Origin of the sequence: Xenorhabdus aichiensis, assembly GCF_028598775.1 — a bacterium.
GTDB lineage: Bacteria > Pseudomonadota > Gammaproteobacteria > Enterobacterales > Enterobacteriaceae > Xenorhabdus > Xenorhabdus bovienii.
This window is the reverse complement of record NZ_JAQRFO010000016.1, coordinates 1-24,523: the sequence shown is the minus strand read 5'-3', so window position 1 is coordinate 24,523 and position 24,523 is coordinate 1. Positions and strand designations below refer to the sequence as shown.

The 24,523-nt window shown below is 45.1% G+C and carries 15 protein-coding genes and 1 pseudogene; 9 read left to right on the top strand and 7 right to left on the bottom strand.

The features are described from left to right. Positions 1 to 51: 51 nt before the first annotated feature. From PSI22_RS09250 to PSI22_RS09225, 6 genes are all read right to left on the bottom strand, one after another. Positions 52 to 3,132: an RHS repeat-associated core domain-containing protein gene (locus PSI22_RS09250; protein ID WP_273579489.1), complete on the bottom strand. Its 3,081-nt coding sequence runs from the start codon at positions 3,130 to 3,132 to the stop codon at positions 52 to 54. Positions 3,133 to 3,209: 77 nt separating this feature from the next. Then, positions 3,210 to 7,640 carry a SpvB/TcaC N-terminal domain-containing protein gene (locus PSI22_RS09245; RefSeq protein WP_273579488.1) on the bottom strand — a complete coding sequence of 1,477 codons (4,431 nt, stop codon included), beginning with the start codon at positions 7,638 to 7,640 and terminating at the stop codon, positions 3,210 to 3,212. 51 nt (positions 7,641 to 7,691) lie between these two features. Continuing rightward, complete coding sequence (locus PSI22_RS09240; RefSeq protein ID WP_273579487.1) at positions 7,692 to 15,227, bottom strand: Tc toxin subunit A-related protein; 7,536 nt, start codon at positions 15,225 to 15,227, stop codon at positions 7,692 to 7,694. A 505-nt stretch (positions 15,228 to 15,732) separates the two neighbouring features. Beyond that, positions 15,733 to 16,569: an NADPH-dependent 7-cyano-7-deazaguanine reductase QueF gene (queF, locus tag PSI22_RS09235; RefSeq protein ID WP_273579486.1), complete on the bottom strand. Its 837-nt coding sequence runs from the start codon at positions 16,567 to 16,569 to the stop codon at positions 15,733 to 15,735. Between the two features lie 13 nt (positions 16,570 to 16,582). Then, positions 16,583 to 17,440 carry a queuosine precursor transporter gene (locus tag PSI22_RS09230; protein WP_273579485.1) on the bottom strand — a complete coding sequence of 286 codons (858 nt, stop codon included), beginning with the start codon at positions 17,438 to 17,440 and terminating at the stop codon, positions 16,583 to 16,585. 17 nt (positions 17,441 to 17,457) lie between these two features. Further along, the gene (locus tag PSI22_RS09225) at positions 17,458 to 18,069 is read right to left on the bottom strand and encodes a helix-turn-helix domain-containing protein (protein WP_273579484.1); all 612 of its coding nucleotides are present in this window, start codon (positions 18,067 to 18,069) and stop codon (positions 17,458 to 17,460) included. Between the two features lie 587 nt (positions 18,070 to 18,656). Here PSI22_RS09225 and PSI22_RS09220 point away from each other — a divergent pair. The 9 genes and pseudogenes from PSI22_RS09220 to ssb all read left to right on the top strand — a co-directional run bounded on the left by PSI22_RS09220 (position 18,657) and on the right by ssb (position 23,726). After that, positions 18,657 to 19,604 (top strand): hypothetical protein, encoded by a 948-nt coding sequence (locus PSI22_RS09220; RefSeq protein ID WP_273579519.1) that lies wholly within the window; start codon positions 18,657 to 18,659, stop codon positions 19,602 to 19,604. A 447-nt stretch (positions 19,605 to 20,051) separates the two neighbouring features. Next, positions 20,052 to 20,243: a hypothetical protein gene (locus PSI22_RS09215; RefSeq protein ID WP_273579483.1), complete on the top strand. Its 192-nt coding sequence runs from the start codon at positions 20,052 to 20,054 to the stop codon at positions 20,241 to 20,243. Positions 20,244 to 20,252: 9 nt separating this feature from the next. Continuing rightward, positions 20,253 to 20,813, top strand: a complete 561-nt coding sequence (locus tag PSI22_RS09210) for a GNAT family N-acetyltransferase (RefSeq protein ID WP_273579482.1) — start codon at positions 20,253 to 20,255, stop codon at positions 20,811 to 20,813. Positions 20,814 to 20,911: 98 nt separating this feature from the next. Beyond that, a complete protein-coding gene (locus PSI22_RS09205; protein ID WP_273579481.1) occupies positions 20,912 to 21,139 on the top strand; it encodes a hypothetical protein in 228 nt (75 codons plus the stop codon). Positions 21,140 to 21,163: 24 nt separating this feature from the next. Beyond that, positions 21,164 to 21,463: pseudogene (locus PSI22_RS09200) on the top strand (hypothetical protein); the annotation flags it as partial. Positions 21,464 to 21,517: 54 nt separating this feature from the next. After that, entirely contained in the window at positions 21,518 to 22,282 is a 765-nt protein-coding gene (locus tag PSI22_RS09195) for an aminoglycoside adenylyltransferase family protein (protein WP_273579480.1), read from the top strand. A gap of 238 nt (positions 22,283 to 22,520) precedes the next feature. Further along, complete coding sequence (locus tag PSI22_RS09190; protein ID WP_273579479.1) at positions 22,521 to 22,997, top strand: hypothetical protein; 477 nt, start codon at positions 22,521 to 22,523, stop codon at positions 22,995 to 22,997. Positions 22,998 to 23,079: 82 nt separating this feature from the next. Then, positions 23,080 to 23,301: a hypothetical protein gene (locus PSI22_RS09185; protein ID WP_273579478.1), complete on the top strand. Its 222-nt coding sequence runs from the start codon at positions 23,080 to 23,082 to the stop codon at positions 23,299 to 23,301. Next, positions 23,286 to 23,726, top strand: coding sequence for a single-stranded DNA-binding protein (ssb, locus tag PSI22_RS09180; protein WP_370689015.1), 441 nt, complete (start codon positions 23,286 to 23,288; stop codon positions 23,724 to 23,726). The genes PSI22_RS09185 and ssb overlap by 16 nt, the downstream gene beginning before the upstream one ends. Positions 23,727 to 23,775: 49 nt before the next feature. On the opposite strand, the gene PSI22_RS09175 is transcribed toward ssb, so the two are convergent. Then, positions 23,776 to 24,456, bottom strand: a complete 681-nt coding sequence (locus PSI22_RS09175) for a DUF4276 family protein (protein ID WP_273579518.1) — start codon at positions 24,454 to 24,456, stop codon at positions 23,776 to 23,778. Between the last annotated feature and the right edge of the window lie 67 nt (positions 24,457 to 24,523).

The window sequence follows — 24,523 nt, the reverse complement described above, 5'->3', positions numbered from 1 at the left end:
GCCAATGATAGGAGCTGATCATCTGATCAGCTCTGTTTTTGTGAAACCTAATCAGGCAAATGATTCCGATTGCGTTGTATTACGAACAGGCGTTTGCGTTGTTGATCCCCAGAAATAATTTCGGAAGGCTCGGGTAAAACCACCCCATGAGATGCGGTTTGCAGCGTTCGTGACGTCCTCTCCCACAGCATGGTGTGCGGCTGCCAGAGTGCCACCCACCGCTGCACCATACCATTCGCCCGGTCCGTGTGAAGATGGTAGCAGGAATGTGGTAACGTGTCTGGCGATGTGAGATCCTAAAAAGCTTCCCACACGGCTTTCTGCAACCCTATGGATGGCTTTCTGAATAAAGAATCTGCCAGCGATCCGCCAGGGTGCGGTAAGCCCCTCGAATACAGTGTCAAACATCCGGCCCCACCTCGCTCCGTGCATGGAGCCAATAGCTGCTCTCTCACCTGTTTCTGTACTGCCTGTACGGTGGCCGCGCAGTAGGCCTCCTATTATTGAGCCCACCCAAGCCCCGAAGATTTCTGGTCCTGTTTCCGCCCCTGCTCTGAGTGTATGTAATGTTCCCTGGCCAGCAGGAACAGAAAGGCTGATGGCCATACCGGTATTATGCTCTCCAGCGATCGCCATTAGACTACCCAGAACCAGAGTTGTACCCACTGAAATAGCTCTGCCAGATGATGACGTATTAAAAAGTGAGGAGGTTATCACTGTAACCGCAACAAAGGCGCCGACTTGCGCAGCAGCAGAGCGCTTTTCAGTGAGCCAGCTCAAAATACCAGCAATCCCTTCGGTTATTTTGTTAGCAAAAAAGCCCATGGTTGCACCGATAATAAAGCCAGCTGCCGCAGAACTGGCTATAGCAACCCAGTTACCGCCAGCATAAGCTGTTACTTTTGCCAGTGCTCCGGCCAGACCAACTCCCAACACAAGAGATCGCAACCCTCGGTTCAGGCGAAGAAATGTTTCAAATGATGCACCATGGTTCAGTAAATGTTCTGTTGTTCTGCCCACCGCATATTTATACCCCTTGCGAATCAGAGAACTTGCTTGAGATAGCATGAACCCAAAAACAGGGATGCGCCCATCAGGATCAGTAAAAGCAACCGGATTATTTCTGACCATCCTATATAGATTAAGTCCGTCCACTGTCCCCGCTGGATCAGCGCTTAACCATCTCCCGGCCCATGGCTGGTAATAACGAAATCCGTAGTAATACAGCCCTGTTGTATCCCGCTCTTTACCCGAATATCGAACCGTTTTGTAATTCGCCTCAGTCTGACTTTTGGCCGCCCATACTGAGGTTCCACCGTAGGGGTAGTATTCTTCCTGGCTGATAAGATTTCCTTCACCATCAACTTCCAGACCACTGCTGCCCGTCAGGCTATCGTAGCTGTAGCGCAGTTGGTCGTTGCTGATATCGTCAGGTTTACCTCTATCCCAGTGAAGTCCCCGGACCTGTGCGCTGCCAGCTTCCCCGACGGTGATAATCTGTAGGCTTTCTTTTTCCGTATCGCCGTTTTGTATAGTACGCAGTTCCAATTCTGACAGGTAAATGACTCTTCGTGTCATCGTACTGTTGCCCGTCTGTTGTATACCTACCTTGCAGGTTCGCTCTCCATCGCTGTCGTAGCAATAGTGTTCGTCATCTGAAATAGTGTCTTCCCGCACTACTGAACTCACCTGTAGCAGTTCTCCTCGGGCATTCCAAGCCAGCTGCTGTCCTGGCAGCATCTGTAATTGATGCCCTCCGGCGTCGAAACAGTTATCCACCTGCGCAGGAATTCCCGTCAGGAGGCTCAGTACAGCCCGGTTACTACGATCAGAAACCGTTATATCGGTAGTGTAGTTATTGTTGGTTGCGGGTGCACTGTGGCGTATCTGCGTCAGATTGCCACCACGATCATAGGCGTAGGTTCGGATATACTTGGTATAGCTGTTGTTATCGGTTGGTAAGGGGATCGCTGGTGCAGGTAGCTGGCTGCTTTGTTGACCAATGTTGGTCATTTCACGCCCACTTGCGCGGATCAGCTGATACAGGCTGTCATAAGTATACGTATTCTCTGGTATTACTTTCTGGTTGCGCCAGAACCGGATGATCTCGGCGTTGTTGGTGATATTCAGCACATTTCCTACAGGGTCGTAGGTATAACGCAGATCTTGGAAGATTTTAGCGCCTAGCTTATGAATCTGCGGACGCTCGGTCTTAACCCCAATCAGGCGCTGGGTCTCCGGCTCATAGTTGTAGGTGGTTACCACACCGTTACCGTGTTCCTCGCGCAGTTTCTGACCAGCTGCTGAGGATGTCAGCGATTTGACGATCACCTGCTCGGTCTGCCCTTTCAGCGTGAGCCAACTGCTCTTCAACTGGCCTGCTATATCGTAGGTCAGACGCTGCTGGTTGCCTCTGGCGTCGGTCAGGAGCAGTGGCGCTCCCGCAGTATCGGCTGTAGTCAGGGTGGTAAATAATTCGCTGTTCAGCCGCTCCTTCCAAGCTGATTCATCTTCGTTCTGCCAGTCAGCGCTATGTTCCTCTTTGAGGTGTTGTTGGGTTACGGATAAAGGGTTTCCTGTTAATGCAACGCTGTTAGTCTGCCTGAGGCCGGAGGTATCATAGTGCCGTATACACTGACCAGCCAGGTTTTTGCTCTGCATCTCCGGGCTATTATCTGCCCAAATAAAGTATTCAGTGACACATTTTGTTTTTTCCGCTGGTTGTTCAGTGATGCTTAATGGACGCCCGGGTAACATATTGTTTTCATACTGCCAGCATCGGGTTACTTTGTTTGCATCGATAATAAATACGGGTCTTCCGGCAATATCATTCAGGAAAAAGGTTGTACCGGCATCAACACTTTCTGTTCGTAATACTCTCCCACTGAGAGATGTCAGAGTCGTCTGATTCGGATTAATAGTCGTGTCTAATTTTCGTAATTCGTACAACCTGGGATCTGTACTTGTGGACGAATGGTTGGCGGTATTAAATTCTTGACGGGTTATACGCTCATCAGTCGTATCTGGTGTGTCCGGATGGCGGTGGTATAGGATCTCTCGTACTGTCTTTCCCCGATTATCGGACACAGTAACCGAGGGGGTTCTGCTGTACAGCGTGTTTCTTGCGTTCATCGGAATAATATCTCTTTATTGGGTGTATGCCTCCGCATTGCGAGTGATGGAGGCATAGGTCTTACTCAGTGTGTTAGTTAAAAAATTGTGTCATTTTCGTCTTCACTGACAGTAAACCATGGCGTAAACAGGCTGCGCCGCAAATAACCTTTAGCGGTTTTAACCTGATACTCTTGCCCTAAAGGGTCGTAATAGTGCATATCGGCATACAAATCTTGCCGGGCGCTGTCATCGTTGACATATTGCCAGCTGTTGAGAAAGTAGGGCTGATACGTGCGTAGGGATTGCCCTTTCCCGTCGTATTCGATGCGTCCTGAGACTACCCAGCGGTTTTCTGTGTGTACGACAGCCGGTGCTTCATCATTGTTTTTGACCAAGCTACCATTTTCATTCCGCTGCCAGGCATCACCTGCTTCGTGACGTATTGCGGTCTGTAGCATTCGGCCAAATCCGTCGCTGAAAGTCAGTGTCTGACGTAGTTGCTGGGCGGGGTCGTTATCATAGCGATCCGTTGTCGTAACCAGAATATGCGGCGGTGTACACGACAGGCTTCCTGTAGAGTGAGCAGACTCGGAATGGCGTTGCAACCAGCGGTGCCACGCAAGGCGACATAGTCGTCCATCTTCCGTAATGATGCCCCTCTTTTGAAGGGAAGCCCACGAACCGATATTCTGATTCATGCTCTCTGGAGTGGGCATCCAGCTTTGCGACTCGTAAACGATATATTGTAAGACGGGGATCCCCGGAGACAGAGTAAGTGCTTCATCGATCGAGGAAGGGGTAGTGAACGATGCCTCTTTTTTGTCTGGCGGGGTATACCCTTGAAATTCACCATTTTCGGTTCCCCAGAAACGGGAACTGGTTAATCGCCCGAGTGCATCAAAGGTGGCAGACTGGTGATTATCATTAGCGTCAACGATGTGATCAGGTGTCATAAACCGGTAATCGTACTTCGCATGAGTTCGCAATCCCTCAGCATCCCGAGTTTCAGTGACGACACAGTAGTGAGAATCCCAGGTTACGGTGATTTTCCCCGTCAATAATGTCGGCTGCTGGGATAACGGCCGGTAAAAACGGGTGATATCACCATAATCGGCATAGTCCCGGTGTGCGGCCCAAACTTTAACATCATTGTCAGAAGTAAATGGGGGGTCTACTAGACAGTAGCCAGCGGAGATGAGATGTGTATGCAGTTTACTTTCACTGAACACTTCGTCAAATGCTTTCAGTGTTTGTGTATCCAGCTCCGCCATTTCTGTAAAGGTAATCAGCGGCGGAAAGGCGCGTTTTCCTTCCACTCCGGTATAGGCAATACGCTGATGCCCTAAGAATATTGAGGAGGAGCCTTCGGCAATCAAATTATCAGAACCGACAAAACTTGCCTTAGTGAAGCCGTTATCGGGAACATATGTCGTGTCATATTCCCAGCCATCACTTCGGGAACAATCCAGAAGCCCCAGAATAAACGCCTCCTCATCTTTTAGATGATGCCAGGCCTGTTGTTGGCGTGTGAGACGCAATACCTGTTGTTGATCATCATAGCTGCTGGCAAACAGCGTATCCGGCAGTGTATCGGGATAGGGGGATTGTGAGGGCCTGGGTCTTCTTGGATAAGCAATCTCTATACTGTCCGTCGGCATTCCCCAGACATCACTAGCAAGTATGATCTGCTGGTTGCATTGTGGATCCTCAGCAATTCGTTCATAGCGATAACTTCGTTTTTCAATCTCACTGACCCAGGCTGAGGGTTCGTATCCTGACAGCCCTGGTATCCTTCGCACCTGAATCCGGTGATCGGTAACAGTATAGGGTGTTACAGCCTGTGGTAAGCCATCGTCGCCATAGACCTCACTGTGAAGAAGACATCCTTTAAGAGTCCGCCGAAGCCAGTAAATCTCCTCTGTTGAGGGAGTTATCTCAACATCCCTTTGTACATCAGCACTAAAACAACTGAATTGGTTCTGGAATGTGGGATAGGCCTGAGCATCACCCTGCCAGTATTCTGTGATAAGTGATTCATCGATTTTTGCCAGGCCAGTGGCAAACCAGCTTACAGTACGCGACGGAGAAGATTCTGGCATAGTACTGCCGTTTCCCTGAGCAAATTTGTCCGTATCGGTTTGCGTCACGCGGGCAAATCCACGGAATTCCCGTTCCCGTCCGTCCCATACTCCATGAGAATAGTCCTGCACCGACGACAAGCGGTTACCGGTGATTTCATCCAGTACCTCGGAACGCCATAGCATATGAACGGGAAAAGGCAGATAACTGACAGGTGTTTGACCTTTATTCATGGCTTGCTGTTTTTCATCCAGCCAAAATTGCGATGAACTGCGGTAAAACAGCGTGGTTTCCGACCCCATATTGTTATTAAATATACTGAGTAACCAGGGTTTATTTCGTGTCAGGTCAAGGCGCCAGTGTTTTGATGCCATATGCGGTACTGTCAGGATAATACTGGAAACGCCCAGCCCCTGGGTATCCGCAATATGCAGTTGACATGTGTTGTCAAACATCACCCCTTGAGGTAGTTCGATACGAACCGGTGCTGCAAACTGATTTCCACTTTCGTTGATATACAGTTCAAAATAAGTGCTGTACATGTAAATAATATCGGTATTACCTGCTCCATCCATATCTGCGAGATAAATCCGATCTGGATTAAAGTTTTCCACTGAGGGCGTAAATCCCTTCAGAGTGACAGGTTGTCCAAACCGTCCATATCCCAGGTTAGGCCAACAGCGCACAATGGAAGCCTCAATTTCAACCAAGTGTTGCTGACCGGAGCCCAGCATATCGGCAAAGGCGACCAGTTTGCGTTTATCTGCACCGGGGATAGGTAAGGTAATGCCATCAGACTGAATGACATTTTCTGCGTGTTGCCAACCAATTTGTTGGTTGGCATACAAGCGTACGCTGTGAGGCCCAATCATAACGAGATCAGACAGTCCCGAACCTGTCAGGTCTGCCAGCTGAGAACGTGGATGAAAATACTCAACCGGCAAGGCGGAAAGAGGGATAAGAGGAGACCATTGACCATCAGGAGCCATCGTGTGATAACCATTGACGCCAGCTGAAGTCACGACCCAGTCCAGCTTTCCATCGCCGTTGATATCCATTAATGAGGCATTGTTCTGTTGAACTGGAATGCGTGGCAACGGCTTTATTTCACCGTAGGTCACTGCGTCATGCTCTTCATTATCAGTGTCACGCATGGGAGGCCGATACCACCATGCGCCGGGTGCATCTTGATAAAGGATGCCAGGTAAACTTTCACCATACAGGTCAACGAACTGATAAGGTTGCAGGCGATTGAACTTCTCCAGCTGGGGCATGGGCTGCCATGTGGGTAATGATGAAGTATCCAGCCGATGATAATCTAGTTCCAGAGGTGGCAGTGTGACAGGGGTGCCATCGTTTTCATGGGCTACATGGCGCACAGAAACCAATGTGCTACAGCTGTGGCTCAAATCATATGACAGTATCAGTCGGGAAATCAGTGCTGGTGTTTCATTCGGAATGTCTTCTCCAGCCAGTGCTTTTAGACGATGGAACATCAACACTTGGCGACATAAGCGACGGGTTCGAATCTCGAAGCCATACTCATAACGGGAAAAACAATCCGGACGGCATGTCCAGTGTCCGGAGGCAGGCATAAACTCGGGAACCGCATACAAAGAAGGAGCACGTTCTCCGTAATCCAGAACAAGATGGAATAACCATTCATTGTCACTAGGTTGGCTCGAATTCAAGGCAAAAAAAGATGTTTCTGGTCTGATGTTTCCGTAGCTAACCTTGGCCAGATAATGCTGAGCGGAAACGCCTGGATGCTGTTGTCGTTCTATTTCACTGCAATTTTCATCATTTTCTGCCTGATAATAGTAATAAATATGCTCACCAGTCGGTGTTACAGTCTCTTCCAGAAGCCATCGAGCAATCTGGTTGTCATCCTGCGGGTTAGCTATCCTTGACTGGTTGTGCTTGCCCAGAAGATGTCTTTGTCCATCTGGTGAATATATCACCCAGAACGGTTTATCTTCACCGGACTGCTGGGGCTGCCAGAGTTCCAGCCGACTGAAGCCTTCAATAATGCGAGGCTGATAACGAGTAACCGTGTACTGTTGTTTAAGGGGCGTGCCTAGTAGTTCATCGGCTATGCGTATATCCGGTTTTCCCTGCCCGTCTATGGCGATAATCAGCACTTCTCCGGTAGGGCCCAGAAACGTATCCTTACCGGTATATTTCGGTACGCCGTGAGACGTACGTAGGCTGATTGCCACAGGCTCACACTGCCAGCCCATAGCAAAAGGCCCATTTCCTGCGGCGCCATTGTAGGTAAGCTCTAGGCTTGGAGCCATGTCACGGCCTATTGAAACCGGCAATGGCAGGGATAGGGTCGCCAGCCCGTGCGAGCCACCGGCTGTCAGGGTTTCACCCATTCCCCGGATTGAGCCCCCTCCTTTAGGTAGCGACGGTGCTTCCATCGCTGCTGTCTGGGATATTTGCATTTAACTATCCTTACAGGCTCCTTTAAGGAGCCTGTTTTCACAATATTGGGATTAAGAAAGAATGGTGTAGCGGATATGCAAGATAATATCGCTGAGTGTCTGTAACATGGCTTTCTGATTGCTGGTTGCATTGGGGAAGCTCAGAACGAGAGCGCCCTTATCATCAATGGCAATGCCTTCAAACGGTAAAAACTTGCCATCATTGAAATCCAGCTGGAACTGACCGCTGTCATTCATGCCACGGGAAATTGCCAGCGCCTTGCAACCACGTGCCAGACCATTGTTCTCACCGCCATAGGTTAAAACCGCCTGAATATCCTGATAGGGGCCTAATAAAGCCGGCAATGTGATGCTGATCTGTTTGATGCGGCGCGTTTTGCCAAGCGAGGCGGGATAATCCTTAAAGATATTCAAATCCGCCAAAGAGAGGGAGGCTTGCAGGGAAGTTTGGGTATCGGCTCCTGTGCCAAATGCCAGTGTATTGAGGCCGTTACCGCTATTGCCTGAGCCTTTTTTTACCAGTTCGGTGACTTTCTCTGACAGGTTAAAGCTGTTGCTGGGTAAACCCGCATAAACGGCCGAAAGAGAAACTGTACGCTCCACTTCCAGCGCCCGCTGATCTTGTTTCAGGTGAGTCTCTTCCATCTGTGCCAGATTCAGCATTAAGGCTTCACCCGCCAGCAAACCGGCATAGGTTCCCTGCCATGCGCCCGGTTTAATAAAGTTTGTTGCGCTCTCATTGGTTTCCCAACGGTATGCCATTTCGGCCATCAGGCAGCGGGCAGCCGCCAGATCATAAAACTGGAAGTAAATGGCGGCCAGTCGGCCACGCAGCCAGTTATAGAGCGCCTGATTGCTGAACTTGCGTTGCAGGAAGGCCAGTTGTGCTTGGGTCTGTTCCTGCTGGGTTTTCAGACTGACGGTTTGCAGAACAGCGGCTTCACGGCGTATTGTCAGTGAGTTTAACTGCGCCTCAATCTGTTTCAGTTCCGCTTCGGCATTATTACGCTGGATCTCCCACTCCTGACGGCGGCGGCGATAGGACTCAGACTGGCTGATTTTATCCGCTTCGGTATTCATCACACTGGCGGAAAACTCCATCACATAACCGGTGGCTTCGGCAATAGAACCCCAACGGCTGCCCCCGACAGCAAAACCGAACATATTGGGTGCCAGATCTAAAGCCGCTCCCGCCAGTCGGGCGGCCTGAACCGCCGTTGTCATGCCGGAAGCCGCCGCCCGCAGTGACATCGCCTTCTCTTCACCCGCGTTAATATTCTCATCATGCAATTTGCTGTAACTGTCAAAGCGCGATTGCGCGCCGGCACGGGATTTTTCCAAGACGGTTTTTTCAGCATCCAGCTCTTCAATCGTCTTGTCCTGAATACGGATAGTGGTCAATATCAATTCTGCCGCCTGATTTTGCAGCAGGGCATTCAGGGCTTCGCCATCCTGTCGTTCGATAATATTCTGCAAGGTTGCACCGAACTGTATCAATTGACCGACCATACTGCGGGCACTGTCCAGCATCTGCGGGAAACGCCACAGCAGGAGGGAGACTTTCGGCAGATTACCGCCGCCCTGTGAGGTGGCCACTGCCGCACTGAGCAGTGCCTTCGGATCAGCGGGTGTGGCAAAGATCGGCAGGGAAAGGGGCTGGCCATCGATAGAGAGATTGTGGCGCAGGTTGTACAGGCGCTGCTCCAGTGTCTGCCAGTAATTCATCATCACGTCGTTAATCTGCGGCAGGAACAGACCGGTCAGGCTGTTGGCCGTCCGTGCTGCTGTCGTTTCGTTTTGCCGCAATCGGGTTATGGCCTGGGCGTACGCTTTTTGGGTGGTGATATCGGCGGCTTTATCCAGACGCGGGTTATCCCAGTTGGGACTGAGCGGCAGATAGGGTTTCTCCCCCAGCAGATGCAGGGCCTGCATATACCACATTTTGGCTTCGTTGAGCGTATCCCGCTCCAGTTGGCGATAGGCGTAATCCCCGCGGGCGAGCAGCAGATCCAGCGTGCGCATAAAGGTGGAAACCTTATAGTGCATCGGGTCGTTTTGGGCGACGGCATCAGGATCGACAGAATCCAGCGGATCACTGTTCCAACTGGTATCTTCCAGTAATGGGCGGACATTCCACTTATAAGTCTGAATTTGGCCGTGGACAATATAACCGGAGGGGCTCCAGACATATTTCAGCCAGCGGTGGGTTTCATCAAAGTTCTGTTCATGCAATAAGCGTTGAGCCACCAGCATGGGGGTATAGTAGAACAGCTCCCAGAAGTAGAGGGCGTTGGCACCGCTGAAATCCATGGGTTCGGTGTACTGGTTCAGACCCGTGACGGATTCGATAATATCCTTCGATAGAGGTTTTTCTCCAGGTCGGATGACTTCGACCGTATCCTTTGAGGGATCATAGTGAAATATGACAGATTTACCCGAACCTGCGGCATTTACCTGGTTTTTGTAGGAGATTTGTAAATGATAATCATTTTTTTCATCCCACCGATCAAGATAGGGATAGAAAATGGTGACACGGGTTGTTTTATCGCTATCTAACATCCCTTGCCAAGCCAGGAACGTATCTTGATCTTTGTAGATATAGGTATAGTAAATTTTCACCCACCGTTCATTCCCATGAACCTCAGGATTGTATTTGGGTAACTCTAGGGTGGCATAAAAACCTTTCCCTAGTTTTGGCTCCTGAATATTTTGGGTTTCCATACTGAGAATCGTATCAATTCCGGTGGTAGCGCGTTCCACCAATTGACGGGCAAATAAAGTATTAAGGCGAGTACGATAAATACCCCACTGCATATATTGGGCGCCATTGTCATTATGGTATAAGGTTAGAGCGCTATCCGTGCTAACTTTGCGAGTTACCGGAATACTGAAAATTTCCCTGCCTAGCATACGGCCATCTTCTGCAAAGGCGGTGAAAGTAACATCAATGCTGGCGGAATTATTGACAAAATTCAGTGAAGAAGCGTCAATTTCCAGTTCATTGAACTGATACAACATTTCTTTAAGACTAGGAGCAGGTTGAGAGGAAACATATTTATCTGCGGTAAAAATTTGTTCTTTGCCGCCGATTTTTACTATAACTTGAACTTTTGCCGGAGAAATTGCGGTATTTATTTCTACGGGACCTTTCACGTTAGTGGCAGTCTTATCGAAATCATACATAAAAATATAGTGTTTAAGATCATTCGGCCTGTTTTCTGGATCTACAATATAATCATCGTTGGTTGCAACATTTTTTTTCTTTAACGAACGATTCGCTTTTTCGATCCACGCCTCTATAGTAGCTGGATAATTAGTATCTCGATGGAACAATAATCTTCCTTGACTTAGTTTGCTGGCATTTCCACTATATTGATAAATTGGGTAGAATAGCAGCCCATTCTTTGAGTGATAAGAATTGAGTGTTAGGTTGGTATAAATAATAAACTTATCACCCAGTTCTCCATATTTTTTCATCAAGTTGCACTGGTGACGTTCCCGGTCTTCAAGCCCATTATGGATAATATTTAATTTCGGTGATAAGGACACTTTCAGTGTATTTGATGAGGCTTGATAACGGATAGCCGGAATACTACCACCATATACCATACTAATATAATGATTACCCCAAGCATAATTTTTTCGTCTTACTGATGAAGGGATCTCATAATGCTCGGCATAACGATTATTGACTCTTCTGGTATTATTGGTATCAAATTGATTATAGCTATTATCCCGATAAACTTTAATTTGTTCTGGGAGCATATTACGGGAAGACATATCGGAGAAGATATACAGCCCTTGCATAGTATTGTCATTCTGATAATTATCCAGACTATCTTTCTTGCGATAAAACATCACCAGCAGGGTATCTTCGCCCTGATAGCCCGCACAATAAAGCCCTGGTGCTTCATTCTTTGACAATTCCATGCCATCAACATCAAAAGTAATCGGCGTATTCCAAGAGCCATCATAACGAATATGGGCCAGTTTTAACTCATGGCGATATTCTGTTTTAGTTTGATTGGTGTTGCCATCGGGTTTGGCAATCTCTTTCTGTTCCAGCCAAATCAGATACAGGCGGGATTTATACATGACCGGCCGAATCGTGTTCTGATAAGGATTAATCGGGCAGTCAATCTTGTTCCATTCACTCCAGGCATTGGCGACAAATTTGCCATCACTGAACTTGCTGTGATCGACACTGCGCCAGTAATATTCCTCCGCCTCGGTTTCACTGCGACCGATAAAATAGGTCAGCCCCTGGTCATTATTAATATTGTCATGATAGGCACTGATCACGGTCAGATTGGCCACCTGTTCAAACGCTGTCAGGTACGACATAAACGCATCTTCGACAATATCGCTATTAAGCTGACTCTGGCTGATTTGCTGTAGCAGCGTATCCATCATTTTGGTCTGGCCGATACGCATGGTCGGATCGATATAGTTTTCCGGGTAGTAAACCAGTTGAGAAACGCCGGCCCAGGTGCTGTAACGCTTGTTATATTGATCCCAGTCGGTAAAGAACTGGCGGGTGATCACTCCAGAATTGGCATTTTCCTCTATTCCTTCCAAAGCGCGATTGACATAAAGCTGGATACTGGCCATCGCTTCGGCAACCCGGGTGGTTTTAATCGCCGCAGAAACCTGGTTATCAATCAATAAGTATTGGTAGAGATCATCACGGCTCTGAATAGCCGCATCGGCACCGGCAACTTGACTGATATAGTAGGTACTTAATGCCGCACTGCGGGCTTCATTCAGCAAGATATGCAGCGGATCCGCCTGTCGAGTATCCAATCCGGCGGTCAAGACGGCCGCCGCCGTTTCCCACTGGGCATAAGTTGGCGGTGTGGCCTGGGTGATTTTTGGAATGTAATCCAGTGCGATTAGAGCAGAAACGCCCTGTGGTGCAATGCCGAGCTGATGTGAAACACCGACCCATTGCAGAATAATATCGATGGCAATCCAGGAGGAGAAGGCATTTTCTTTGGTCACTTGCTGATGCTGTTGGGCCTGGATGCTGGCTTGGGATAGCAGGTTAACATCCAGGTTCATGGCGTTGGCCAGTTGTTCCACCGTTAAGGCTTTATTTTCAAATGCAGTCAGAACAGGGGACGCTTTTTCGCCCAGGCCGTTAACCCAATCAGCAAAACGGGTTAGCATCATCAATGAGAGGGCATCATGGGCTGGCGCGGTTCCGCTTGGGAAACCAAAAACATCCGGTTGAGTGATAAACAGGCAGAAGGCGTTTTCACTTAAACCGGTAGCGCGGTAAATCAGCGCCAGTTGTGACAGGCATTGGCAATATTGCACAACCTGTTCCTGCGTAGCGGCGGGTTTAGGTGGATTCGTGGCATGCTGTGCCTGTAACCACTGCCAGAATTTTTCTGCAGTCATTTTGCCGTCACTCGGTTTAAGCTGTTCCGCCCAGAGCAGCACGGAATGGGCAACCTTTTCCGACGGTAATTGCAGGGTGGCCGCGATATAAGGCGCCATGGCCTCCGGCAGATCAGCCGGTTCTTTATCAAAACCTTGCAGCCCGTTATAGACAGTATCCAGCAGGTTTTGGATTTCCGGGGTCAGGGTTTGATCATAGTGGGTAGCCGTCATGACAAAGAGTTGATAGACACTCCACTGCCGGACATGCAGCCATAGGATGACAGCATCGAGTTTATTAATAAGGGCTGAAAGGTTGCTGTCTTTAATGCCGGATAAACGGGTTTTCCCTTCACCGATGGCAACCAGCAGTAAATCCAGTTCGTCGATAGTTAGCTGGTGGCTGTCAGCCAATAATTTGGCCAGATAAAGGGCGGAAAGGTTGTTCAGGCTATTCGCTATCTTGCCATGGGTAGTACGATGAGCTATCTGTAACAGGCGGTAGAGAGAGATATCATCGGCATTAAACGCGCGTTTAAGCACGGCCTTGCGCCAGTCATCGGCACTGCCCGGATTTAAATCAAGCTCCTGATCATCAATAGAGAAACTTTGGCCGTTGAGCGGAGGGGTATTAAACAGGCGATCAAACTGGCTGATTTGGTTATCATTAGCACGTTGTGAAATAGACGCGTTACAGAGTATCAACGCTGTTTCAGCATCTATGCCGTAATACTGCATATAGTATTTGACATAGAAAACCTGACTGAGCACAGCGGCATCTAACGTTAAATCAGTATGAGTGCTAAGAACAATATGTTCCAACTCTTGAGCGGTAAGTTGGGTAGCCTGTGCCAGACGAATAGCTTTGTTAAGTTTAAGTAAAAATAAGCTTGGTGAATATTCTTCGATGTGATAGGAAACGGAAGATTGTTTATAATCCCAGGGTGATGATCTTACTCTGTCAATTTTGATTTTAATGAGCGACTTCAATTCATCATCTGTAAATTCGATAATAAAATTAATTTCTGTATTCGCTTTGTTAGGATAATTAGTGTCTCGATAAAATTTTCCGCTAGTATTACTGCCAACAGGATCAATTCGTAAATCAATAAAATTGTCATATACTTTCTTGAAATTCAGTTTCATTAAGAATTTATTATCGTTATCGGGATAGATATAACAATAGTTTAAATCATCCTTGTTTTTCTCATATGAGAGCGTAATTCGGCTGACTTCTAACTTTCCGTCATGATTAATTTTTTTATATATCAGAGCATTGTTATAATAATCTTGATTATTCGCCTGAGTATCACCAATAAATTCAATGATTTGTTCTTGTGTTAGCCCATAGTACTTAGCTAACGCATCGACTGAAGATAAAAATTTCGGGTCAATATCCCCAAAGTTTTCTTTAAATTTTATTTCTGCATTCTTTTCAGTAATCTCTTCCGTCAAAATATTAAATAACTCTGGCGAAATAGAGGCATTAATCCCTAACAAAGAGGCTTGGCTCATTAGTGCTGCAACCGCAGGTGCGGCCCGTAGCTGTTCAAGGTTCGGGTCCTGCAACTGAATCACTTTGCGTACATTCTCATAAGCATCGTGATAAGGGGTGGCACCTGAAGGGCGGAAGGTGGATAGCATTTCCATCACTTTTGCCTGACTATCCAGCCCGGATTTCGTTTGTATCCCCTCCATCAGCAACTCATTGGACAGTGAGAGGGTAGAAACCTCGCTATCCATATTGTGCTGACTCAGCGCCAGTGATTTCAAATCTGGGCGGCGTTTATCCAGATGATAAACCGAACTTTCTGCATGTAATTGACGCGCTTCACGATACAGTTCTGTCAGATAAGCAGCCGGAGAGAACATAGAAGAAACCGCTCCAGGAGCAACATACTGGCTGGCACGGTTGCCAAACTCGTCGTTATAGCCCCGCAATTCGGCATCAGGGGTTGTGATAGCCAGATGAACGGCATTTTGTAACTGGGGGTTGGCACGTGTCAGGATTCTGGCTTCATACAGCCGGTTATTTTTTTGCTCTTGCTGAGCGCTGTGATAGAGGTGCCGAGCCTCAGACCAAGAGAGATGTTCACTGACCTGCTGACGGAATTCTTCAAAAGAGTAATGGCAAATATCAGTCAGGCAATTAAAACCACAGTGGCTTTTTAATACTTCGGGAAATTCAGACACATGAGTATCCATATCGGTTCCTTGTAAATTGAAAAAATATTCTTGCTATCCATAGTGGGGAAATGAAACGATGTGTTTGCGATTAAAAAAGAAGTAAAAATAGATCGTTGTGGTTATTTTTAATTCAATTAAATGAAATGTTATTTTTTTGTTATTATATTTAAATGTGCTATGAATAATTATTTTTTAATGGCTAATATAAAGCAATAACAAAATTTGAAACACATCTTAATAAAAAATACTAATTAGTCGAATTCAGGGTTTTTTTTAATTAATTAGAGTTAGTATTGATAAGTTAATAGCCTGGAAATTGATCTCAATAGTCATCGCTATAGAGGTATGTCATCGGTAATTCTAGATTAAATATGATAAATAAATCGGTGCGTAATATATATAGCGTGAAAGACGGACTGGCTTATACTTCCGTGCTGTTAGTGACATTAGGCGCTGATTTTCGGTAGGGAAAACAGGAGAGAAGGATGAGGCGGTAACGTCTCACCCTATTCGATCTTCTTTTTTACTGGCGGATAAGCCGTCCTGTCAGAGGAGTATTTTCATAATTACTCCTGAAAGGGTTGATATCCAGACCGCCACGCCTTGTATAACGGGCGAATACGGTTAATTTCTCAGGCTGGCAGTAACGCATAATATCGCTATAAATACGCTCTACACATTGTTCATGAAATTCATTGTGTGTCCTGAATGATATGAGGTAGCGCAGCAGTTTCTCATGATCAATTCTTGCTCCCTCATACCGAATAATAACGCTTCCCCAGTCGGGTTGGTTTGTCACCAGGCAATTTGATTTTAAGAGATTTGAGTACAGTGTTTCAGAGACAACATCATTTCCCGCTGAGGCGGCATCTGCCAGTACCGCTGCATCGAAGTCATAACTTCCGATTTCAATATCCAGGTCATCAAGCGATTGACCAGAGAGCGGGCTGATTTCATGGCAGTATCCATTAAGGTGGGGATAGAGTTTTACATCCACTGATTGGCCGGCTGCCAGAGACAGATCTTTTTTCATGGCGTGGGCCACATCATCAATCGTTTCAAACTTAGTCTGGTTGAAACTGTTGAGGTAAAGTTTAAATGATTTGGATTCAATCAATACCGGGCTGGCCGCCGGAATGATAAATTCACCGATTGCGACTACTGGTTTCCCTTTCCCATTCAGCCATGAGAGTTCCCAGGCTGTCCAAAGGTCAAAACCCTGGAATGGCAATGAATCAGAACTGATACCGATATCATTTCGGCCGAGTGACCGTGGCAGTGTTTCAAGTAATTCTGGAGAATAACTTTGTATATAATCTGTTTTCGTTCCAAGTAGTGTCAGTGATTCTTTAATATTCATTGTTGTTTCTCTGCTATGCGTTTATATATTTTTTGAATAATGCCCGGGTACCATAAATAGGTCCGACGCCCACAATGGCGTAGGCCAGTTTGATAATAAACTGAGAAAAAATAATTGATTTAATCGTATCGGCATCAAGCGTGTTATAAAATGCGAGTGTGCAAAAAATAATACTGTCCAGCGCGGCAGCGACTGTCGTGCTGGTGATGACACGAATAAAAAGATAACGGGAGTTGGTGAGTTCTTTTATTTTACATAATAACCATGAGTTGACATTCTCAGAGACGATATAAGCGATTGAAGATGCAACGAGGACAGCAGCAATGCTGTGTACAATTTCAGTATATGCCCCTTCTAACCCCCATTCTTTAAGACCCGGAAGTGCTGCGGTGAATATGAGGCCGAGGACAAACAGGATATTGGCAATAAACGAAAAAAGGATCGCTTTTCTGGCCAGGCGAAGGCCGTAGAATTCATTTAATATGTCAACCAAGATAAATGTTAAAGGGTAAAAAAATATGGCTGATGGTATAACCATATTAATAGAGGGAATGCTTACCGGTTTTATTCCTGTAATCGTACAAAAAATATAGATAACGGCAAGAGAAAAGGCAATAACCAGATAGGCGAACCAGGAACGTTCGTGTCGATCAGTGAGATCATAGGCTGTTACCGTATCAGCGCCACCATAAATACGACGATAGACCTCTTTGAGTTCATGCCTGTTGAGATCTTCAGAAACCTGACTGCTTTCCAACTCCTGTAATGGTATGCTGATACTCTTCCCTGTAGACAGAATCATTATGTTAGCCCTGATTGCATCAGAAGAGCGACTGAAACCCAGAAGTTTATATTTTTGATTACCTGACACCGATAATGCTCCTTTTCTTACGAAATGCGTTCTTCAATTATCGTTCCAATTAATTTCTCGTTTACTGCCGGATATTTTTTTGTACAACTTGACAAATCATGGAGATAAAATCCCCTTTCAGGCGTGTATATTAATGATGGCTGATTCTTAACAGGTGTTGCATATCGCTTAATGATTAATGTATCACCGGGGAAAAATGTTTTATCAATGTCAGATTCTACCGTCAGCCCTATCAGGTTTACTCCTTCTTCGAAAGCCCATATTACCGGATATTTCATGATAAGCTGGCCAATACGGGAATCCATATTGGATAACACGTCGGACTGAGGAATAAGTGGGATAGCGGAGGGGTTTTTATTGCCCTCAACGGAAAGCATATTGTCTATTCGATCAAGTTCTTCTAAGTCACAGTGTTCAATGACATCACATCTGACACCGAAAAAATCGGCAATTCGAGTGATGGTTGAGTGTTGAACTCTGTTGATTTGGCCATCAAGAATTTTATAGAGCGTTGTTCTTGTAACACCAGAACGCATAGCAAGTGAGGATTTATTTTCACCATTTTTCCTCATCATGTACTCAATGTTACTAATAATATTAGTTTTTCTTTTTATTACTGATGTTTTCATCTCGTAAAATAATATGTGCTGTTAAGTTTTTTATTCAGACACTACCTGATTAAACAGTAACTTTCCATAATATTTTTCAATATGTCGTCTTATTAGAATAGTTATCAAATGAAATAATATTTATAAAAAACATAATAATAAGAAAATAATGTACATTTTAATGTTCTTTTTGATTACTTTTATGTTGACCTGATTGCATTATGAATGTTTAACTAATCTCAAAGCAGTTAAATGCCATAAATATTAATAATTATAAACAATTGTGAGTATGAAAATAATTTCTATATAAAATTGTCATCTAAGCCACACCAGGGTTCTTCTTTAAAAAAGGGGGATGATGTCAGGAACGATTTGTACACTGTTCCCCTTTCTAAACTTGTTTTTATATATTGATGTGATGGACGCTGCTTTTCTTGCCTTAGCCGCGACAAAATCCTTATAGAGCGTTTTTTTACATTTTGTAAAAATGAATTTTTTGCTGACTGTTATTGGCTTTTTCTGCACGGGAATGTGGTGATGAGAAAGCGGTATGCATGACTTTTGTTGTTGCCAAAGATTCTAGTTTTCATCACCAGAGGGATGTGGATATGCGGATTATTACGGTATGTTTTATTCTTTTATTTTGTGCGGGGAAAGCGCTGGCAGCCACTCCTCAAAATTATCTTTACACATCTTCCGGACAGCTTGAAGAATTACGCTCGTTGCTTGCGAGACCTGATATTAGTGGCGTACAGATTGTTTATACTTGGAAACAACTGGAAAAATCAAAAGGAGAATATGATTTTTCGGCCATAGAAAAAGATCTGTCAATACTCAACAAAATGAATAAAAAGCTCTTCATCCAGATCCAAGACCGATTTTTCGAACCAAACAACAGAAATATTCCGCTCTATTTACTGCAAGAATCTCAATATGATGGCGGTTTAATCGCGCAGTCGGACAACCCTGGTGAAGGTCAGGCGTCTGTTCAGGGCTGGGTCTCCATACAGTGGAATACAGCTTTAAGGGAACGATATCAACATCTTCTTGCGGCATTGGCAACATCATTTGATGGAAGAATCATCGGCATTAACCTCCCCGAAACTGCCATTGATATTGACATGAAAAAAGCAAATGCTGATTTTACCTGCGACAAGTATTTCTCAGCTACCATAGACAACATAATATTTGCCAGAAAAGTTTTCAAAAAATCGTATGTTGTACAGTATGTTAATTTCTGGCCCTGCGAATGGAATAATGAGCGTAGCTATATGTCTCGTCTGTTTGATATTGCACAAAAAAACAACATTGGGCTTGGAGGGCCTGATATCGTTCCTTATAAGAAAGCACAAATGAAAAACTCATATCCATTTTTCCATAGATATAAAAACAAACTAAACCTCGTTGCTATGGCAGTTCAGGAGCCCACACTAACCTATACGAATCCACAAACGAAAAAGAAATTCACTCAGCAAGAGTTTATTAAATTCGCAGAAGAATACCTGGGGGCTAATATTATTTTTTGGAGTGCCAGCTCCCCCTGGCTGAGTAAATAAATTGGATGAAGTTCTTGTTATCAAAATAAGGTTTAGTGTTTAATTTAGTACAGTAAACAGAGGATTAATGTAAATCAGCTAGTTACATGACAAGCGTAATAAAAGTGGATAATTAGTAGTGAAAGTAGGAATGTAGGCAAGAAATCAGCACTTTTTTAGTTCAATCAATACTCAAAATGTCTATTTATGGGAATGCGGTAAGAAAAGAGCGAAATATAATCGATGAACGGTCGCTTTTAGTACTAAGAGTTTCATTCTACACTGTGTATTATAGGGCTATTAACTCGGTGTTAATGAGTGCAGAATATATCGCACTATTAGTGCAGAATTGGCCGCCGCGCTACAGACGTGGCGATCAGTAATTTTCTTGCTCGTCTACCTGAACATCTATTTTATAAGTCTAATTATGGCGATATATCCTATTTCTCTGACAAAGAGGATAACTTTATGTCTGATAAAACTAAGGTAAGTACTGATATTGCCAAACTAAAATTTGATACTGTGACTTGGTCAGGTAAAAATCATAAGCTCGCAGTTTGTTACTTTTCTGATAAAGGTTTTATTATCACTTTCTCATCTCCGCTCGAATACTTGATTGAACATAATTCCAGTAACGCCCTTGAATCCCACAACAAATAGGAAAGTATTATGCATAAGAGCAGTTACATTACATCATTTAGTACCAAGCAAATGGATGTGTACTACATCAGTGAAGAAATGGCCAATGACTTTCAGAAATATTTAGTGAAAAATAAAGCTAGATTGGCACCATTTGAACCCTTAAGGACTCCTGAATATTACGAATTAGAGGAGGTGAAAAAACGTATTCAATCAGCAGTGAATGCTCAGGAGGGAAAAAAAGGGGTTTCGCTTGTATTTATTCCAAAAGGCTCATCAAATATAGTTGGGAATGTCAATTTTACTAATTTCGTCTTTGGTGTCTTTCAAGCATGCCATCTTGGTTTCTCAATCGATGTCGATTTCGAAGGCAAGGGTGTGATGCGTGAAGTTTTGATCGAATCATTAAATCATATTAGAAATAAATATCAGTTACATCGAGTAATGGCTAATCACCTCCCAACTAATAAGAGATGCGAATGTTTATTACAAAGAGTAGGTTTTATTAAAGAAGGTTATGCTAAATCTTATCTTAAGATTAACGGAGTATGGCAAGACCACGTGCTCAACTCTTTTGTATTTGAAGATTAATTATAATCAGTTTCTCTCACATGTAAAAATCATGTGAGGCCCACAAAAATATTAGTTTTCTCAACACCGTTAGTGTTCCTTACTTTTGGAGTAATGTAATGTTAAAACCACAAAGTATCATTGTGATCGATGATTTTCATAAAAGGGTTCTTTCGTACTTCAAAAATGATGATAACTGGGAAAAAATCGGTGAAATTCCGATGCGATTCAATCGTGCCGTAATTATTATGGCCAGAGTATTTCACGGCTCAACCGGAATTTTTGGTGACTCTATGGAAAATGGTAGGCTCACGCAACATTTCGAATTTTATACCAATAATAAGTAATTAATTATTAATGATATTTTATTGAAAGCGGTATTGTTATCGGCCAGTAAATTACCCCGTTGTTATACTGAAGGTGTGGTGCTGGCGAAAAAAATCGAAGCCCTGTTTCGGGTGGTGGTGCCGAGTCTCTATCTGGTGCTGGGAATGACAGAAAAAGAAGAAAAGGCAGAACGGCGGACTTTAATGCGGTAGCACCGACGCAGTGAATTGGAGGTTGTGATGTGGGTCGCCAAAAAAATGGATATTGCACTGGGTTTGAGAAAAAAATTGAGGGTATTTAGAAAGAAAGGGTATTCGGAAAATCTGGTTGACGGAGCCGCATGAGGAGATAAAATCCTCAGAAACATCATACTGGCTATATCCAAGATGGGCTGTTTAGTGACTATTCCTCCTGAAGCAGATAAAGCGCTGTTGATCGTCCAGAAGCGATTAGCGGAATCTTTGGTAGCTGTCTACCTTCATGGTTCGGCTGTGGTTGGTGGTCTTCGCCCCCGCAGTGATGTAGATCTGCTCATGGTCATTGACCAGCCGATGACGTCAGAGGTTCGGGAATATCTTGCTGCCGATTTAATGATGATATCGGGTCGGTATCCTTCTGATCCTGATGGCCGTCGCCCTGTTGAACTGATTGTTTTCTTGCGCGCCGAGCTCACTGCATCGCTTTATCCTGCCCGGAGCGAGTTCATTTACGGCGAGTGGCTGCGCCACGAATATGAGGCAGGAAAAATTCCCAAGCCTGTTTGTGATCCAGAACTTACCTTGGTGTTGGCTCAATCAAGACAGGAAGCGATACCTCTGGTTGGCCCGAACGCAAGCAGTCTTCTACCCGCTATTCCAGGATCGGACATTCGCCGGGCTATTAAAGATGTCTTGCCGGATTTAATTGATACGCTACAGGGAGATGAACACAATGTTCTGCTAACGCTGGCGCGTATGTGGCGAACACTAGTTACTGGAGAGTTTGTCTCTAAGGATGTTGCTGCCGATTGGGCGGCTGCTCGCCTTCCCGCCATACAGGCCGCAGTTTTAGCCGGTGCGAGGGAGACCTATTTGAGAGGACGTGAAGAAGATTGGCGAAATCGCCAGCAAGAACTTCAGCTCACGGTAAGTTCACTGCACGATTGTGTGCTAACGAATCTATGACACTCCCATCATGCTGCCGCGATGTCTTTACAACATAAGCCCGGCATGACCGAAATGCCCGACCCCATAGTCTGCGAGGAATGCGGCGTTCAGGGTGAATTTGTGTGGTCTGGCAAGCGGTCACCCTCTGGGTAATCCGTCGCCGTTACACCTGCCGGGCCTGCAAGACCACCCTCATGAGAATGATGAAGCAATTAAAGAATTCTCAAAGTAAGAAGAAATAGAGATGAGTATAGGAATGAGAGACCATCAATCAAATCGTGGAAAAAAGAAACTCTATCGCCGGGTAAATACGACAACACATCATGTTTTTCATCACTATGGTGGAGAATATCGATGGGAACGCGCCAACCAAAAATCAATCAGGGAGGATATGCCACACTTCCTGCCCATGAAAAGCAAGCAAAGATGGGGCTTAGATTACACGCCTCTTTTTATGTTTTTACTGAGTAAAGTCGGTGAAAAATGGGATGTGATCTACAGTGAAACCATTCAGAGATTGGACAGGGTAGATCCTATATTTTGGATGGTTACTTTACATGAGAATGACCAAAGAGATTATATCTGCTGCGGTGAATCAAGTTATTATAACGGGTTGTTCGTCGATAAATTGGGTTTTTTAAGAAAGGTGAACCCACATTTATCTGCAAATGATATTCCTATTCTGTGCCAGTGCTGTACTCATACATTTAACGGGGTTCAGATCAGCCGCTAATCCTTGTAATTTCCCCGATGAGGAAAAGAATTAAACGCAGTATTTGAAGCACGTTTTCGGCATGTTACTGCTTTCATCATGAATGAAAAAGGTAACAGTCGGTGTTGAACAAAATTCAGTTTTCTCTGCCCCGTGGAATAACATTCCTACTTATCGGCCTGTTAAGTCTGTCGTTCATTTTCCCGGCCAGGCCACGTCAGACCATCAAAATAAAGATAATTATGCGCAAAAGCTGGCCGAGATCACATCACAATGGGGCAATTCACCCGGTCACAATCACCGGATGACGTGGCAAAGACAATAGCATCAGCTCTACGGCGATCTGGGTCAGTAGGCGTTTGCGATAAGAAAACAGGCGAACTGCGGGAAAAAACCGAATGGCACCGGGTGGTGATCTTCGGTAAATTAGCGGAAATCGCTGAGGAGTATTTGCAGAAAGGGGCTCAGGTTTATATTGAAGGGCAACTGCAAACGCGTAAATGGCAGGATAATCAGGGCCAGGATCGCTATTCAACGGAAGTGGTGGTGAATGTAAATGGTTCGATGCAGATGCTGGGAAGCCGTAATGAGTCAAAGAGTATGGCACCTCAACAGGCCGGGCATAAGTCGGCACAAAAGCAGCCACCGTCTAAACCCGCTAATAACGAGAGAAAAAACACCTGTGCGCTACAACCTCTGGCTTTACCGGAAAAAGAGGATACTGATTGGGATTCGGAGATCCCGTTCTGAATGGTGTTTTCATTATTAACGCATTGCCCTGTTAAAACAGGGCTTGTTTCTATTTTTTCGGAGCAAATTTAATACATTCTATCAAACCAGTCAGCGTTTCTAACCACTGATTAAAATGTGGGCATTGAGAACGAATGGTATCTAAACCAATATCACCAGCAATCAGTGGGCCATGTAAGGTTTTATGATAATGGGGGATGATGGCTAAAATACGCTTAGATGGTGCCGTTTGCGGGCTGTTATTAATATCCTCCGGGGTATCAAATTCACTTTTGATGGCTTGCAGTGCGGCAATAGGTGCACGGTCATCAAGCCAGTCTGCAAATTTTTCGGGTTGGCAAAATAGCAGCGCTTCAAATTCATGCAATAACAGCAATAACAGATGGGGAATAAAATTGGACTGCCCGATATCATCAGCAAAAGCCTGCTCCAGCTTCACTACCCGTTCACTGGCAGCATTATTCTGTTGTTCGTTATAATCGGGGAAATCAGTAGGTAGACCATAGTAGTCGATGAGCGTGGTGACGAACGCACCAGGATCTTGTCGGCACAAGCGGGTAATTTGGTGTTTTACTTTACCGTAACTCGTGATCCCGCCTTTTTGGCTGGGACTTGTCTGAGCCAATATGGGTATCAGATAGATCTGTTGTACAAGAAAATAAGGTGTCAGCACATCCCGCACGAAAGTTTCTTCTGTCTGTCCTTCTACAAAAACATTGATGCGGATCATCGCTGTGGTCTCCCGCCGAGTAAATTTTTCTTCCATAATTCCCCGAGGCTATAGTCTTCAAGCCATT